Origin of the sequence: Neobacillus massiliamazoniensis (assembly GCF_001048695.1) — a bacterium.
Taxonomy (GTDB): domain Bacteria; phylum Bacillota; class Bacilli; order Bacillales; family Cytobacillaceae; genus Neobacillus; species Neobacillus massiliamazoniensis.
Genome location: NZ_CVRB01000001.1, coordinates 358263 through 373368, shown reverse-complemented (window position 1 = coordinate 373368; position 15106 = coordinate 358263). Strand labels below are relative to the sequence as shown.

At 38.4% G+C, this 15106-nt stretch carries 11 protein-coding genes; all 11 read left to right on the top strand.

What is annotated here, in order from left to right:
- Positions 1–15: 15 nt before the first annotated feature.
- The 11 genes from hslU to BN1082_RS01805 all read left to right on the top strand — a co-directional run bounded on the left by hslU (position 16) and on the right by BN1082_RS01805 (position 14827).
- Positions 16–1419 (top strand): ATP-dependent protease ATPase subunit HslU, encoded by a 1404-nt coding sequence (hslU, locus tag BN1082_RS01855; protein WP_090630060.1) that lies wholly within the window; start codon positions 16–18, stop codon positions 1417–1419.
- A gap of 221 nt (positions 1420–1640) precedes the next feature.
- Positions 1641–2420 carry a GTP-sensing pleiotropic transcriptional regulator CodY gene (gene codY / locus BN1082_RS01850; RefSeq protein WP_090630058.1) on the top strand — a complete coding sequence of 260 codons (780 nt, stop codon included), beginning with the start codon at positions 1641–1643 and terminating at the stop codon, positions 2418–2420.
- Positions 2421–2715: 295 nt separating this feature from the next.
- Positions 2716–3420, top strand: a complete 705-nt coding sequence (gene rpsB / locus BN1082_RS01845) for a 30S ribosomal protein S2 (protein WP_090630055.1) — start codon at positions 2716–2718, stop codon at positions 3418–3420.
- Positions 3421–3554: 134 nt separating this feature from the next.
- Positions 3555–4439: a translation elongation factor Ts gene (gene tsf / locus BN1082_RS01840; protein WP_090630052.1), complete on the top strand. Its 885-nt coding sequence runs from the start codon at positions 3555–3557 to the stop codon at positions 4437–4439.
- A gap of 151 nt (positions 4440–4590) precedes the next feature.
- Complete coding sequence (pyrH, locus tag BN1082_RS01835; protein ID WP_090630050.1) at positions 4591–5316, top strand: UMP kinase; 726 nt, start codon at positions 4591–4593, stop codon at positions 5314–5316.
- Positions 5316–5873: a ribosome recycling factor gene (frr, locus tag BN1082_RS01830; RefSeq protein WP_090630047.1), complete on the top strand. Its 558-nt coding sequence runs from the start codon at positions 5316–5318 to the stop codon at positions 5871–5873. Before pyrH ends, frr begins: the two co-directional genes overlap by 1 nt.
- A gap of 190 nt (positions 5874–6063) precedes the next feature.
- Positions 6064–6840: an undecaprenyl pyrophosphate synthase gene (locus BN1082_RS01825; RefSeq protein WP_090630044.1), complete on the top strand. Its 777-nt coding sequence runs from the start codon at positions 6064–6066 to the stop codon at positions 6838–6840.
- A 55-nt stretch (positions 6841–6895) separates the two neighbouring features.
- Positions 6896–7684 (top strand): phosphatidate cytidylyltransferase, encoded by a 789-nt coding sequence (locus BN1082_RS01820; RefSeq protein WP_090630041.1) that lies wholly within the window; start codon positions 6896–6898, stop codon positions 7682–7684.
- A 66-nt stretch (positions 7685–7750) separates the two neighbouring features.
- Positions 7751–8893 (top strand): 1-deoxy-D-xylulose-5-phosphate reductoisomerase, encoded by a 1143-nt coding sequence (gene dxr / locus BN1082_RS01815; protein WP_090630039.1) that lies wholly within the window; start codon positions 7751–7753, stop codon positions 8891–8893.
- A 173-nt stretch (positions 8894–9066) separates the two neighbouring features.
- Complete coding sequence (gene rseP / locus BN1082_RS01810) at positions 9067–10329, top strand: RIP metalloprotease RseP (protein WP_090630037.1); 1263 nt, start codon at positions 9067–9069, stop codon at positions 10327–10329.
- A 172-nt stretch (positions 10330–10501) separates the two neighbouring features.
- Positions 10502–14827 carry a PolC-type DNA polymerase III gene (locus BN1082_RS01805; RefSeq protein WP_090630035.1) on the top strand — a complete coding sequence of 1442 codons (4326 nt, stop codon included), beginning with the start codon at positions 10502–10504 and terminating at the stop codon, positions 14825–14827.
- Positions 14828–15106 lie beyond the last annotated feature (279 nt).

Below are 15106 nucleotides of genomic sequence, written 5' to 3'. Positions count from 1 at the left end.
AGGAGAGAGATAGACATGGGAAGAACAACGAATCTAACCCCACGCCAAATTGTTGAAAGACTTGACCAATATATCATTGGGCAAAAGGATGCAAAAAAGGCAGTGGCAGTAGCACTAAGGAATCGTTATAGACGAGATTTACTAAATGAGAAGCTTCGGGATGAAATCATTCCTAAAAATATCTTGATGATAGGCCCAACAGGTGTCGGTAAAACAGAAATCGCTAGAAGAATTGCCAAAATAGTTGGAGCACCATTTATAAAGGTTGAAGCGACTAAATTCACAGAGGTTGGATATGTCGGCCGTGATGTAGAATCAATGGTGCGTGATCTTGTAGAAACCTCAGTTAGACTCGTGAAAGAGGAACGAATGTTAAGTGTGAAGGAACGAGCTGAAGAGAATGCGAATGCTAGGCTTGTGGATTTATTAGTTCCATCGTCTAAAAAGGCTAATAATTATAAAAATCCGCTAGAAATGCTGTTTGGAGGCGGAGGTTCTTCAAATGAACAAGAGCCGCAGCAAGAAGATTATTCTGCAACTGAGAAACGAAAAGTTCTCAAGGAAAGGCTCGCGCTTGGAGAGCTTGAAAATGAAATAGTATCAATTGAAGTGGAAGAGCAAACGCCGTCAATGTTTGATCTCCTTCAAGGTTCCGGCATCGAACAAATGGGAATGAATATGCAGGATGCTCTGAGTAACTTGATGCCAAAAAAACGGAAGAAAAGGAAACTAACCGTTCGTGAAGCAAGAAAGGTTCTAACGAATGAAGAAGCCCAGAAGCTCATTGATATGGATGAGGTTACACAAGAAGCAATTTTTCGAGCTGAACAAAACGGAATCATTTTTATCGATGAAATTGATAAAATTGCGAGTAAAAATTCCGGCGGTTCTTCAGCGGATGTATCTCGTGAAGGAGTCCAGAGAGATATCTTACCTGTAGTCGAGGGCTCTACGGTTGTAACAAAATACGGCTCCATCAAAACGGACCATGTTTTATTTATTGCCGCAGGTGCATTTCATATGGCTAAACCTTCAGACTTAATTCCTGAGCTTCAAGGCCGATTCCCAATTCGTGTAGAATTAACTAAATTAACGATTGAGGATTTCTATCGAATTTTAGTGGAACCGGATAATGCCTTAATTAAACAATATCAGGCATTATTAGGAACAGAAGGTATACAAATTGAATTTTCTGACGAAGCTATTCGTAGAATAGCTGAAATCGCTTTTGAAGTGAATCAAAATACCGATAATATTGGGGCTAGAAGACTTCATACCATTTTGGAAAAGCTTTTAGAGGATTTATCCTTCGAAGCGCCCGACATTTCAATGGAGAAAATCACTATTACACCACAATATGTGGATGATAAGCTTGGTGCTATTTCCAAAAATAAAGATTTAAGCCAGTTCATTTTATAGGAATGATGTTTGTTGTAAATAAATAATAAACATTCAGTCTAGATATAGTTAATACGTCTTAACGATCGTATTAACAAAATGGCTATGTTAAACTCATTGTTGATTTTGCCGATATGTTGATTGAAGCAAGCTCCTGGAGCGGAAATCAACAAGCAAGTTTACAGGGCCAACATAATAATAAAATTTAATAATGGTTGTAGCTAATTAGGAGGAAGAAACACATGGATTTACTTACAAAAACTAGAAAAATTAATGCATTATTGCAAAAAGCAGCTGGAAAACCGGTCAATTTTAAAGAAATGGCTGAAACATCAAGTGAAATTATTGAAGCCAATGTTTTCATCGTAAGTCGTCGTGGTAAGCTTTTAGGCTTTTCTGTTTATCAGCAAATTGAAAACGAGCGTATGAAGAAAATGTTAGAAGATCGTCAATTCCCGGAGGAGTATACACAAGGATTGTTTAATATCCGTGAAACTTCATCTAATATTGGTGTGGAAAGTGAGTACACTGCGTTCCCAGTTGAAAATAGTGATCTATTTAGTGAAGGTCTAACAACAATTGTTCCAATTATTGGCGGAGGGGAACGTCTTGGTACATTAATTCTTGCAAGATTGCACGATAAATTCCAGGATGATGATTTGATTCTTGCTGAATATGGTGCGACTGTTGTCGGAATGGAAATTTTGCGTGAAAAAGCTGAGGAAATTGAAGAAGAAGCTAGAAGCAAAGCAGTCGTACAAATGGCGATCAGTTCCTTATCATATAGTGAACTTGAAGCGATTGAGCACATTTTTGAAGAACTAAACGGCCATGAAGGATTATTAGTTGCATCGAAAATTGCTGACCGTGTTGGAATTACTCGTTCTGTCATCGTAAACGCATTAAGAAAGCTTGAAAGCGCAGGCGTTATCGAGTCACGTTCCTTAGGCATGAAAGGAACATATATTAAAGTATTAAACGATAAATTCCTCCTTGAGCTTGATAAGTTAAGATCTAAATAAATGGATTAAGAGGATGTCTCAAACAAAGGGTCAGAACCCTCAACCTACAATATATAGTTGAACTTCGCTTAATAAGCGACGATATATTGAATGTTGAGCGAGAGGTAGACCCTTTTGGGATATCCTCTTATTTTTATTAACGAGAAACTTGATTGTTTATTCGACATGTGCTATATTATGACATGGTGTTAATACACACGCTTATAGATTTAAACAGACGGTGCTGTTATTCAACAGTTTCTGTTTAAAAATGAAATAAGCGGAGGAAAAACAAAACCACTAGGAGGAAAGAAACATGTCAGTTATTTCAATGAAACAATTGCTTGAAGCTGGTGTACATTTCGGACACCAAACTCGCCGTTGGAACCCAAAAATGAAGAAATATATCTTCACAGAGCGTAACGGCATCTACATTATCGACCTTCAAAAGACAGTTAAGAAGGTAGAAGAAGCTTATAACTGGGTAAAAGAACTTGCTGGTAACGGCGGAACAGTTCTTTTCGTTGGTACTAAGAAACAAGCTCAAGATTCTGTGAAGGATGAAGCAGAACGTTCTGGTCAATACTTTGTGAACCAACGCTGGTTAGGTGGAACATTAACAAACTTTGAAACAATCCAAAAGCGTATCGGCCGCTTGAAAGATATTGAAAGAATGGCTGAAGATGGCACTTTTGATGTATTACCTAAAAAAGAAGTTGTTCAATTGAAGAAAGAACAAGAACGTCTTGAAAAGTTCCTTGGCGGAATTAAAGATATGAAACAACTTCCAGATGCTCTTTTCATTGTAGACCCACGTAAAGAGCGCATTGCAGTTGCAGAAGCGAAAAAATTAAACATTCCTATCGTTGGAATCGTTGATACAAACTGTGATCCAGATGAAATCGACGTTGTCATCCCAGCTAACGACGATGCCATCCGCGCTGTAAAATTATTAACTGGTAAAATGGCAGATGCCATCCTTGAAGCTAAACAAGGCGAAGAAGCTTTACCAACTGCATAATTGGTAATCTAGACATTAAAAGGTGATAAGAGGGAGCCCCTTTATCACCTTTTTTTAAGGAAGATTATCGGATTAACTTAAACCAGATTGGCTAAGATATGGATACATAGTAAAATAAAGGAGGAATATTTAGAATGGCAAATATTACTGCTCAAATGGTAAAAGAATTGCGTGAGAAAACAGGTGCTGGAATGATGGATTGTAAAAAGGCACTGACAGAAACCGCTGGTGACATGGAGAAAGCTATTGATTTTTTACGTGAAAAAGGGATTGCTAAAGCTGCGAAGAAAGCAGATCGTATCGCTGCTGAAGGGATCACTAACATTTTAACTGAAGGCAACGATGCAGTTATTCTTGAAGTAAACTCTGAAACTGATTTTGTTGCGAAGAATGAAGGCTTCCAAACACTTGTTAAAGAGCTTTCTGCACACCTTCTAAAAAATAAACCTGCAAATGTAGAAACTGCACTTTCTCAAACAATGGAAAACGGTGCTACTGTTGAGGAGCATATTAATTCTGCTATTGCAAAAATTGGTGAAAAATTATCCCTTCGTCGTTTTGAAGTATTATCAAAAACTGATAACGATGCATTTGGTGCTTACCTACATATGGGCGGCCGCATTGGAGTATTAACAGTTATTGAAGGCACCACTGATGCTGATGCAGCGAAGGATGTTTCTATGCATATTGCTGCACTTAACCCTAAATACGTTTCTCGTGACCAAGTGTCTCAAGAAGAAGTTGAGCATGAGCGTCAAGTTCTTACTCAACAAGCACTTAATGAAGGCAAGCCTGCCAATATCGTTGAAAAAATGGTTGAAGGCCGCCTTAGCAAATATTTTGAAGATGTTTGTGTTCTTGATCAAGCATTCGTTAAAAATCCTGATCAAAAAGTTCGCCAATTCGTTCAATCTAAGGGTGGAACGATCCGTGAATTCGTACGTTATGAAGTTGGCGAAGGGTTAGAGAAGCGTGAAGAAAACTTCGCTGAAGAAGTTATGAATCAAATTAAAAAATAATAGTCAAATATTCTCGGGCTTAAAAACATTTTAGTCTATTCCCACATTGCTAAAAGGGAATGCTACTGTCATAAGCTTATAAATAGGGGACACAGCGTGTTCCCTATTTTTAAAGGCTAATAACTATACATAACCATATTCGGAGGTTTATATGAGCGATCCTAAGTACAAACGCGTAGTATTAAAATTAAGCGGAGAGGCACTTGCAGGTGAATCAAGCTTTGGAATTAAACCTGCCGTTATTAAATCAATTGCTAGTCAGGTAAAGGAAATTGCTGAACTTGGAGTAGAGGTGGCCGTTGTTGTAGGCGGAGGTAATATTTGGCGAGGGAAAATCGGCAGTGAAATGGGAATGGACCGTGCTACTGCTGATTATATGGGGATGCTTGCCACAGTTATGAATTCATTAGCTCTTCAAGACAGTTTGGAGCAATTAGGGATTGAATCACGAGTACAAACTTCAATAGAAATGCGCCAGGTCGCTGAACCATATATAAGACGTCGTGCTATCAGACACTTGGAGAAGAAACGTGTCGTGATTTTTGCGGCCGGTACGGGTAATCCATATTTCTCAACCGATACAACAGCTGCTCTGAGAGCGGCAGAAATTGATGCTGAAGTCATCTTAATGGCAAAAAATAATGTTGATGGCGTCTATTCTGCAGACCCGAAAGTTGATGAAAATGCAACAAAATATGAGGAATTATCATATTTAGATGTGCTGAAAGAAGGATTGGCTGTAATGGATTCAACTGCTTCTTCCTTATGTATGGATAATGATATTCCACTTATTGTATTCTCTATTATGGAACAAGGTAATATTAAACGCGCGATTATGGGCGAAAAAATTGGAACAATTGTGAGGGGGAAAAACTAATGCCAAAACAAGTTATTACTAATACGAAAGATCGAATGACGAAAGCCATTCAGTCCTATACACGTGAGCTTGCTAGTATCCGTGCCGGAAGGGCAAGTGCTTCTCTGTTAGACCGGATTACAGTTGATTATTATGGTGCGCCAACTCCGGTCAATCAGGTAGCCGGTATTTCTACACCTGAAGCAAGACTTCTTCTCATCCAGCCATATGATAAGTCGATTCTTGGTGATATCGAAAAAGCCATCCTTAAATCCGATCTAGGATTAAATCCATCAAATGATGGAATGGTTATTCGTATCGCTATTCCACAATTAACAGAGGAACGTCGCAAAGAACTAGTAAAAGTTGTGAAAAAGGAATCAGAAGAAGCAAAAGTGGCAATCCGCAATATTCGTCGTGATGCTAACGATGATTTGAAAAAGTTAGAGAAAAATGGTGAAATTACGGAAGATGAGCATCGAGGATATTCAACTGATATACAAAAAATAACAGATGAAAATATTAATAAAATCGATCAAATTACAAAAGACAAAGAAAAAGAAATTTTAGAAGTATAAATTTGACCCTCTTTTTAGGGGGTTTTTTCACTATTTATATATTTTTCCATTATTCTTAATTCCTTTTATTTTACATACGTTATTTATTAGAGATATCTTGTTGCTTTTTTGGTATGATAAAGGCATATGACAAAATAGATAAGATCAAGTATCGGAGTCCAAGATTAACTTAATTTGAAGGAGCAAGAGCATGTTTAATAAGATAAAGCTTTGGAAGAACCAAAATAACTCTACTTCACTCCGAGAAAAAATAGAGGAAATAAAAAAATTGCCAATTCCCGAACATGTTGCGATTATTATGGATGGCAACGGAAGGTGGGCTAAGAAAAGAGCTTTACCTCGCATTGCCGGTCATCACGAGGGAATGAAAGTCGTCCGTAAAACAACGAGATTAGCAAATAATTTAGGTATAAAAACCCTAACATTATATGCTTTTTCAACCGAGAATTGGAAACGTCCTAAAAATGAAGTGGAATTCATCATGAAATTACCTGAAGAATTTTTAGGTACTTTCTTGCCAGAATTAATTGAAGAAAATGTTCAAGTTAAAATGATGGGATATAAAGACCAGCTCCCATTACATACATTACACGCGATCGAAAAGGCAATGGAAGAAACAAAAAACAATACTGGCTTGGTTCTAAATTTCGCTTTAAATTATGGAAGCAGGGCTGAGATTGTTGATGCTGTCAAGCAAGTTTTAATGGATTGCAAAAATGGTATACTAAAGGAAAGTGATGTAGACGAAAGTGTCTTTTCATCCTATCTTATGACTTCAAGTTTAAACGATCCGGACCTATTAATCCGGACAAGCGGTGAAATCCGTTTAAGCAATTTTATGCTTTGGCAATTAGCTTATTCGGAGTTTTGGTTTACCGAAGTATTATGGCCTGATTTTAATGAAGAACATTTGTTAGAAGCAATCCAAGTGTTCCAAAATCGCCAGCGCCGCTTTGGAGGAATATAAACTTTATGTCATTTTAAAAATTCTCTCTAGAACATAAAGGTGTTGAAACAAACAGATGAAGCAAAGAATTATTACAGGGGTCGTAGCTGCTGCTTTATTTTTACCATTTGTCTTCTTTGGTGGCTTGCCTTTTGTATTATTAACGTATTTTTTAGCAAGCGTTGGATTATATGAATTATTAAAAATGAAAAAACTTACTATTTTTTCAGTTAATGGTTTATTATCTCTCTTATTTCTCTGGGTCATTTTGCTCCCTAAACAATATCAGGAAGTTTTTGTGACCTTTCATTATTCAAAAGCAGAATTTGGGATTGGGCTTATTCTTTTATTATTAGCTTTAACAGTCATCACCAAGAATCGTTTTACGTTTGAAGATGTTGGTTTCTCGATTCTTTCGGCAATATATGTTGGTATTGGTTTTTATTTCTTCATGGAAACCCGCTCGGCAGGCCTCGTTTATATTTTTTACTCCATATTTATTATGTGGGCAACCGATTCCGGAGCATATTTTATTGGAAAAGCAATTGGAAAAAGAAAACTATGGCCTGAAATCAGCCCAAATAAAACAGTTGAAGGTTCAATCGGTGGGGTTGTTTGTGCATTAGTGGTAGCTGTCTTGTTTGTTCTATTTTCAAACATCCATGCCACCATTGTTCCACTAATGGCAATTACTGTTGTTTTATCTGTTTTTGGACAAATTGGCGATCTAGTGGAGTCAGCGTTTAAGAGACATTTTAATGTAAAAGACTCAGGTACTATATTGCCAGGTCATGGTGGAATCCTTGACCGCTTCGATAGCCTCTTATTTGTATGGCCATTATTGCACTTTTTTCATCTTTGGTAATTTATAGTCTAGGATAGTGCTTGGCCAACCAAGGCGGTTACGCTTCATTATTTAGGAGATGACATTTTGAAAACGATTAGTTTAATGGGGGCAACTGGTTCCATCGGCACCCAAACATTAGATATTATCCGTGAGCATCATGAAGAATTTAAATTAGCTGCACTCTCTGTAGGAAAAAATATTGAATTAGCAAGAAAAATAATAATTGAATTTCAGCCCGAGCTTGTTTCTGTACAAGACTATCATGATTATAATACATTAAAGACAGAATTTCCGGGAGTAAAGTTCACATTTGGTGAGGAAGGGCTTATCGAGACTGCTGTATATGAAAAGTCAGACATACTTGTCAACGCTGTTCTTGGGAGCGTTGGATTAAACCCGACACTTCAGGCAATTGAGAAAGGAAAAATCATCGCCATTGCGAACAAAGAAACACTCGTAACTGCTGGTCATCTTGTTGTTGAGGCAGCAAAAAGGAACCATGTCCCACTGCTGCCGGTTGATAGTGAACACTCCGCAATTTTCCAGGCATTACAAGGTGAAAAAGAGAAAAACATTGAAAGATTAATCTTAACAGCATCAGGTGGTAGTTTCAGAGATCGTACCCGGGAAGAGTTAGTCAATGTTACGGTTGAAGAAGCGTTACAACATCCAAATTGGTCTATGGGAGCAAAAATTACGATTGACTCAGCGACGATGATGAATAAAGGCCTAGAAGTAATTGAAGCTCATTGGCTTTTTAATATGCCATATGAAAAAATTGATGTACTGATGCATAAAGAAAGCATCATTCATTCAATGATTGAATTTCATGATAGTAGTATTATGGCTCAATTAGGAACCCCTGATATGAGAGTTCCAATTCAATTTGCCCTTACTTATCCAGATCGGATGCCACTTCCATCAGCTAATCGGTTGAACTTGGCCCAAGTTGGGAAATTGCACTTTCAGGAAATGGATGTTGAGAGGTTCCGCTGCTTAAAGCTAGCTTATGAAGCAGGAAAAATTGGAGGAACAATGCCAACTGTATTAAATGCAGCCAATGAGGTTGCAGTAGCAGCGTTTTTAGAAGGTAAAATTCACTTTTTGCAGATTGACGATTTGATTGAGAAAGCCTTAAGTATCCATCAAATGATTGATCATCCAAGCTTAACAACGATTCAAGAGGTTGATAAAGAAACGAGACAGTATGTAAGTTCACTTTTATAAGAAAAGCGGAAGCGTCTCGTTCAGCCCCGACAAGCTTAAGACGCTCCCAAACCGAAGATGTTTTTTGTCTTCGATTTGGGAGAGGCTTAAGACCTCGAGGAGCTAAGCACTAGAGCTAGACATTTCTAAAAAATATATACCTTCTTATCCTTTAAGAAAAGGTGGTTTTATTATTGAGCACAGTTATAGCTTTTATTGTGATTTTTGGCGCACTCGTCTTTTTTCACGAATTAGGTCATTTAATTTTTGCGAAAAGGGCAGGAATTTTATGCCGTGAGTTTGCAATTGGATTTGGTCCAAAAGTTTTCTCTCATAAGAAGGGAGAAACTGTCTATACGATTCGATTGCTTCCAATTGGTGGATTTGTTCGCATGGCGGGAGAAGACCCAGAAATGGTTGAAATCAAACCAGGGTATCGAATCGGTCTTTTGTTTGATGACGATAACAATGTAAATAAAATCATTTTAAATAATAAGGAAAAATTTCCGAATTGCCGTATCGTCGAAGTAGAGTATGCTGATATCGAACGTGAATTAATTATTAAAGGGTTTCCGGATGATGATGGCGACAATTTGCAATCATTTACCATTAATCCAAAAGCAGTTATTGTGGAAAATGGGAGTGAAACTCAACTTGCACCCTATGATCGCCAATTTGCCTCAAAAACGTTGGGACAGAGAGCGATGGCTATTTTTGCAGGACCAATGATGAATTTCCTTCTTGCTATCGTCATTTTTATGATTATTGCAATCCTGCAGGGTGTTCCAACAAATGATCCGGTTTTAGGGGAACTTACCCCAGACGGAGCTGCAAAAGCAGCAGGGCTTCATAAAGGAGATATTGTTCAAAGTATTAATGGTACAGAAATATCCAGTTGGTCTGATGTTGTCGATGTAATTAGAAAACATCCAAATGAGAAGCTTACATTTACATTAACCCGTGACGGAAAAGAAAAGGAAATTCCGGTAACGCCAGTTGAAAAAACAGTTGATGGAAAGAAAATTGGGGTTATTGGTGTATATAGTCCAGTTGAAAAATCTCCTGTTCAAGCCATTAAGTCAGGGTTTACAGAAACGTTTTTCTGGATACAGCAAATTTTTGTTATGCTTGGAAAATTAGTTACCGGACAGTTTTCCATTAATGCCTTATCTGGCCCAGTTGGCATATATGTTTCTACTGAGGAAGTAGCCAAATCAGGGATTTTCTATTTAATGAAATGGGCAGGTATTTTAAGTATTAACTTAGGAATTATGAATTTGTTGCCAATCCCTGCATTAGATGGAGGCAGACTCATGTTTTTTGCGGTTGAAGCAGTTAGAGGAAAACCAATTGACCGTCAAAAAGAGGGGATGGTTCATTTTATCGGATTCGCCCTTTTGATGCTGCTCATGCTTGTTGTAACATGGAACGACATTCAAAGATTTTTCTTAAAATAGCAGGATGAGAATAACTAATTTTGAAAGGGGCTGCCAAGCAGCCTCTTTCTTTTTTTCTAGATAGAGGAAATCATTTTCTGTCGAATAAAGCCGAATCATTTCGGATGTTGTGATATAATTACTTTTTGAAATAGATAAAGATAGAGATTTTTTAAAGATGGGAGAGGGTAAGATGAGCGAACATGCCTCAGGCAATAAAGAGCGATTCCAACTCTTGCTCCAGCAGCTAGAATTGATCGATGATGCTGTAGTAGTTCATTTTCATAATGCACAAATTGAAAGGTTACTGGTTGAAAAGAAAGCACGTAAGTGGCATTTTCATTTTTCTTTTGAAAAAATCCTTCCATTCCATGTTTATGGTCTATTTTCTTCTCAGTTAGAGCGAAAGTTTTCAAATATCGCAAACGTAACCTTTGAAATAAATGTAATCAATCCATTAATTACACCTGAATTATTACTAGAATATTGGAATTATTGCATTCAACAAATTGATGGAATTTCACCACCAATTTTGAAGTTGTTAAATGAGCAAATCCCAAATATTAGTGGAAATAAAATAACCGTCATGGTTAGGAATGAAGCAGAGGGTCTAACATTAAAACGGAAATACGGTTCATTGATCGGAAACATATATCAATCTTTTGGATTTCCGTTACTGGCTATTGAAGCTGAGATACAAGAGAATGAAAAGAACGAAGAATACCAGCAATTTTTACTGGCTAAACAAAAGGAAGACCAAGAACGTGGACTTCAAGCTCTTGTAGAATTACAGAAAAAAGAAGCAGAAAAAGATCAGCCATCAGCTGATGTACCGAATGGTCCACTTACAATTGGTCTTACCATTAAGGATGATCATGAACTGCGCAGCTTGATTGACATAGTTGACGAAGAAAGAAGAGTAGCTGCACAGGGGTATATTTTCGACGCAGAAACAAAAGAGCTGCGTAGTGGACGCACACTTTTAACCTTTAAAATTACTGATTACACTAGCTCCATTATGGTCAAAATGTTTTCGCGGGATAAGGAGGATGCGGCCCTGTTCCAGCATGTGAAAAAAGGAATGTGGGTAAAGGTAAGAGGAAGCATCCAGAACGATACGTTTGTCCGAGACTTGATTATGATGGGAAACGATATTAATGAAATCAAACCGATCGGGCGTAAAGATACAGCACCGGAAAATGAAAAACGGGTCGAACTTCATCTCCATTCACCAATGAGTCAAATGGATGCTGTTACTCCAGTAAGTACCTTGATTGCACAGGCGAAAAAATGGGGTCATAAAGCCATTGCCATTACGGACCATGCTGGGGCGCAATCATTTCCTGAGGCCTATAGTGCAGGAAAGAAAAATGATATTAAAATTCTCTTTGGAGTGGAAGCAAACCTCATAGACGACGGTGTTCCGATTGCCTATAATTCTGCACACCGGCTTCTTTCAGAAGATACCTTTGTTGTTTTCGACGTGGAGACAACGGGGCTTTCTGCAGTGTATGATACCATCATCGAGCTTGCTGCCGTTAAGATAAGGGATGGGGAAATCATTGACCGCTTTGAATCATTTGCCAACCCTCATCATCGCCTTTCCGCAACAACCATCAACTTAACCGGAATTACGGATGATATGGTGGAGAATGCACCTGAAGTAGAAGAGGTGTTAAAGAAATTCTGTGATTGGGCAGAGGATGCAGTCCTAGTTGCCCATAATGCCTCCTTTGACATGGGTTTTCTTAATGTCGGTTATCAGCAAATGGGGTTTGATAAGGCGAAAAATCCGGTTATTGATACCCTTGAACTCGGCCGTTTTCTATATCCAGAATTAAAAAACCATCGCTTAAATACATTATCTAAGAAATTTGATATTGAATTAACTCAGCACCACCGAGCAATCTATGATGCGGAAGCGACCGGTTATCTCCTAATGAAAATGTTAAAGGATGCCCTTGAAAAAGGGGTTGAATACCATGATCAATTAAACGACAATATGGGCAAAGGAAATGCCTATCAACGGGCAAGACCTTTTCATTGTACTCTTTTAGCTCAGAATGAGATTGGATTGAAAAACCTTTTTAAGTTGGTATCTATTGCGCACATTGAATATTTCTATCGAGTTCCAAGAATTCCGCGCTCTGTTCTTGAAAAATATCGGGAGGGAATCCTTGTTGGATCGGCCTGTGATAAAGGTGAAGTATTTGAAAGAATGATGCAAAAATCTCCAGAGGAAGTAGAAGAGGCCGCAAGGTTCTACGATTATCTTGAGATTATGCCAAAACAGGTGTATGCGCCATTGATCGAGATGGAGCTTGTCCGAAACGAAAAGGCACTTGAAGATATTATAGGAAAAATCGTAAAGCTTGGAGAAAAATTGGGTCTTCCTGTTGTTGCAACCGGCAATGTCCACTATTTACAAGAAAATGATGCAATTTACCGAAAAATTTTAATCAGCTCCCAAGGTGGGGCCAATCCTTTAAATCGTCATAAATTACCGGATGTTCACTTCCGGACAACGAATGAGATGCTGGATGCTTTTTCCTTTCTTGGTAAAGAAAAAGCAAAGGAAGTGGTTGTGACCAATACAAATAAAATTGCGGATATGATCGAGGTCATTAAACCGATAAAGGACGATTTGTATACACCACGAATTGAAGGCGCCGAAGACGAAATGAAGAAGATGAGTTATGAAATGGCGCATAGTATTTATGGAGACCCACTTCCGGAAATTGTGGAAGCCCGTCTTGAAAAAGAGCTAAAGAGCATCATTGGTCACGGATTTGCCGTCATTTATTTGATTTCGCATAAGCTTGTAAAAAAATCGCTTGATGATGGCTACCTTGTAGGGTCAAGGGGCTCTGTTGGTTCATCATTAGTTGCAACAATGACAGAGATAACAGAAGTAAATCCACTGCCGCCACATTATATTTGTCCATCATGCAAGCATTCAGAGTTTTTTAATGATGGTTCAGTTGGCTCCGGCTTTGATTTACCTGATAAAGACTGCCCAAAATGCGGGGAGAAATATCGAAAAGATGGCCATGATATTCCGTTTGAAACCTTTCTTGGCTTCAAAGGGGATAAGGTGCCTGATATTGACTTAAACTTCTCTGGTGAATACCAACCACGTGCACATAACTATACGAAAGTACTTTTCGGAGAAGATTATGTTTATCGTGCCGGAACCATTGGCACTGTTGCAGACAAAACGGCTTTTGGATATGTCAAAGCCTATCAGCAGGACCATAATCTTCACATGCGGGGAGCCGAGGTAGAGCGGCTTGCTTCCGGTTGTACAGGGGTAAAAAGGACGACCGGACAACACCCGGGTGGAATTATCGTTATCCCTGATTATATGGATGTTTATGATTTTTCACCTATTCAATTTCCTGCAGATGATAAAACGTCCGAATGGAAGACAACCCATTTTGATTTCCACTCCATCCATGATAATGTCTTAAAGCTGGATATTCTCGGACACGACGATCCGACGGTTATCAGGATGCTGCAGGACCTTAGCGGCATTGATCCAAAAACCATTCCGACTGATGACCCTGAAGTTATGAAGATTTTCAGCGGGACAGAATCATTGGGGGTAACCGAAGAGCAAATTATGTGTAAAACTGGGACTCTTGGTATTCCTGAATTCGGTACACGTTTTGTAAGACAAATGCTTGAAGATACAAAACCAACGACATTTTCTGAGCTCGTTCAAATTTCGGGTTTGTCCCATGGTACAGATGTATGGCTGGGAAATGCCCAAGAATTAATTCATAATCAAATTTGTAATTTAAGTGAAGTAATTGGCTGTCGTGACGACATCATGGTTTACCTTATTTACCAAGGTCTGGAACCATCCTTTGCATTTAAAATTATGGAATCAGTACGTAAGGGAAAAGGGTTAACCGAAGAAATGGAAGCAGAAATGCGAAAAAATGAAGTACCGGAATGGTATATTGATTCATGCAAAAAAATCAAATATATGTTTCCAAAAGCGCATGCTGCAGCCTATGTTTTAATGGCAGTGCGGATTGCTTATTTTAAAGTGAATCTTCCACTACTATATTACGCAGCGTATTTCACTGTCCGTGCAGAAGATTTTGATATAGAAGCGATGTCGCGCGGTTCAGAGTCAATAAGGGCAATAATTGAAGAAATAAATGCAAAAGGTCTTGAAGCTTCTAATAAGGAGAAGAGTCTATTAACTGTTCTAGAACTGGCACTTGAAATGACAGAGAGAGGATTTACGTTCCAAAAAATTGATATTTATAAGTCCGCAGCTTCAGAATTTATCATTGAAGGTAATTCGTTAATCCCACCATTTACTTCAATACCTGGCCTTGGGACAAACGTTGCTCTTAACATCGTAAGAGCAAGGGAAGAAGGCGAGTTCCTATCTAAAGAAGATATGCAGCAGCGGGGGAAGGTTTCTAAGACAATCCTTGAATATTTAGACAAACAAGGCTGTCTAGGGTCTCTTCCTGAACAAAACCAGCTAAGCCTCTTTTAATTCTTAATACCTTGATTTAAAGCGAAACGGGTTTGCATAAATATCACGGTTATGGTATAGTTTTATTGGAAATACTAAGAAATACTCTCGTGTTCAAGAGTGGGGAAACCCACTCTTTCGTCTTGTTGTAATTCTTTTATAAAAGGTTATGTTAAAGCTCATTGTTGATTTTGCCACTATGTTGGTTGGAGCGGAAGGCGCTCCCCGCAGGCGCAGGTAGCGCCGAGGAGGCTCCCCGGACAGCCCGCGGATGCTCGCTTCTTGAGCGGAAATCAACTG